Source organism: Candidatus Obscuribacterales bacterium (genome assembly GCA_036703605.1).
In the GTDB taxonomy this organism is placed as follows: Bacteria; Cyanobacteriota; Cyanobacteriia; order RECH01; family RECH01; genus RECH01.
On sequence record DATNRH010001134.1, the window covers coordinates 1 to 2,401 of the forward strand.

A 2,401-nucleotide genomic window follows, 5' to 3' on the forward strand; every position below is an offset into this window, starting at 1 on the left:
TCAGAGTAATGTCCGGAATCCGGAAACCTGCCCGTGTATTTACGGTTGGCTTTGCATCTTGGTGCAAAGCCGATCATGGATCAAGGTCTCTTCGTGATCGTTCGGAGTGACTCGCTACATAGGATCGAATCCTCAATTTTCGCCCCATCGGTTGAACTACAGTACTAGTCCCTGTACTGTTGCAACCTATGGTGTTAGATAATGGGGGATTGAAACATTCTGAGACGGTTGATCAGACGGCCCATCTCTTCGTGAAACTTGGGTTTGCTGAATCAGACGGGCAAGAATTTAGATTCAAGGTTTTCAGTTTTCTGATGATCTGCTGCATTGTCTTGACTATTAAATGATTTATCTAGTTAGGTTGGTCTAGGTAAATTTATCTTGTTAGCCAAGCCTCAGGGGTGTGGGCGATCGCCCACGTCTTGTAAATAAATGCTTGCAGAGCATCATGGGTTTAAGATTTGTGGTTCCTACCTGTAGAACGCTCGAATAATTGATGTGGCAGTGCTCTGTGCCTGCTGCAAATTCGACATCTATATTTTTCCTAAGGATGCATTATGACAGATGTATTTGCCCCCGCAATTGAACAAGATTGGCTTAATCTTGAGGTTTCCCATGGCGCGAAGGAACTGGCTCCTACTCACTATGGCTTACCCGATTTAACCCATCGTTTTGCCTCTAGTCCATCCCTGTTGAGCCTGCGCGATGCGATTGCAGCGCTAGGCCCTTTGGCTGATCCATCTCCCCACGATTTACGCGGTTATGACCTATCGCCAGCGACGGTACTGATTGACGACACTCAACTGAAGGATGACACTAATGCAGACACCATTCTTGGTAGATCCACCCAGCAAAACCTAGTGGGTTCCCTATCGGATAGAATTCTGCTCTCACCCAATCGAGCAGCGACGGTTATCAATAGACAGGGAGAAGCTGGGACAGATGATGCCTTGTCGACAGCCTTATCTACCGGTCTCTATTCCGGACTAAGTGAACTGACCATCAATGGCACTATTGGTGGGACGAACCACCTAGCTCCTGATCTGGATGTAGACTTCTACTCGGTTTCACTGCAGGCGGGCGATCGCCTTTTAATTGACATTGACGCTGAGTTATTGGGAACCTCCCTCGATTCCGGTCTGCGCCTCTTTGATGCAGCAGGCAATGAGATAGCTTGGAGCGATGATGATCAAGCGCCGGGAGAAGAATTTACCTTTGATTCGTACTTAGACTTTACTGCGGATACAACTGGAACTTATTACATCGGCGTCAGTGGATACCCCAACTTCGACTATAGCCCACTGACGCCGTACAGTGGTTCATCGAGCAGCAGGGGAGATTATCAGCTCAACCTTACCCTGATGCCCTACGCCCGTGAACAAAATGATCTGATCACCCAGGGAATTTTAACTGGGCTCAGCTCTAGTAATCCGGGACAAGTGCAGTTTACCGGGGTAATTGGGGATAGCCCGAATGTGATCCCAACATTCGATCGCGACTTTTTCCACGTGCGCCTTGATGCGGGTGATGTGCTGACGGTTGATATCGATGCCTTTGCCCAAGGAACCTGGCTAGATTCTGTGGTGCGGGTGTTTGATGCCAGTGGCAATGAGGTAGCGTTTAGTGATGATGCTGCAGCGCCTGGGGAGACGCTGTCTTATGACCCTTATCTACAGTTCACCGCTGGGCAAACCGGAAATTACTACATTGGTATCAGTGGATATGGAAATGCTCTCTACGATCCGTTTGACCCCTTCAGTGGAGCCTCAGGCAGCACTGGGGAATATACTCTAACCATCGACGTTGCTCATGACTTGAGTAGTGATGAATCCAACGATACGCTCACGGAAGCCATTTACACCGGCTTGAGTTCTGCTACCCCCGGCACGATTGAAGTACAGGGTGTGATTGGCGATAATCCATCCTTGGCTCCTGGTCTGGATGTGGATATGTTCAGTGTGCAACTGAATGCGGGCGATCGCTTAATGATCGACGTGGATGCCCATCAATTCGGTGGATCGCTAGATTCAGGACTCCGGATCTTTGATGCGTTGGGCAATGAGCTGCTTCTCAGTGATGATAATCCAGCACCTGATGAACCCTTCTCCTTCGATCCATACCTTGAGTTCACTGCTACAGAAGCCGGCAACTACTATATCGGCCTAAGTGGATACTGGAACTACGACTACAACCCCTTCATTGTGGGCAGTGGCACTCCAGGCAGCACTGGGGACTATACTATGGCCCTTACGGTTGAGTCAGGAGCATCCATTCCAGTCAACCCTGGCTTTAGTAGTATCTATGGCTATGGTTTGGTGGATGCAGCAGTGGCAGTTGCGGCATCCATCGGTGAGCCAACCTTCCCCGATCAGCCCAACCTCGGGGGCAATCTCTGGGGTGT

General features: G+C 49.6%; 1 protein-coding gene. It reads left to right on the forward strand.

Annotated elements, in window-relative coordinates; translation table 11 throughout:
* Positions 1-557: 557 nt before the first annotated feature.
* Positions 558-2,401, forward strand: a 1,844-nt coding sequence (locus tag V6D20_23500; GenBank protein ID HEY9818745.1) for a PPC domain-containing protein, incomplete at its 3' end; no start/stop codon positions are given.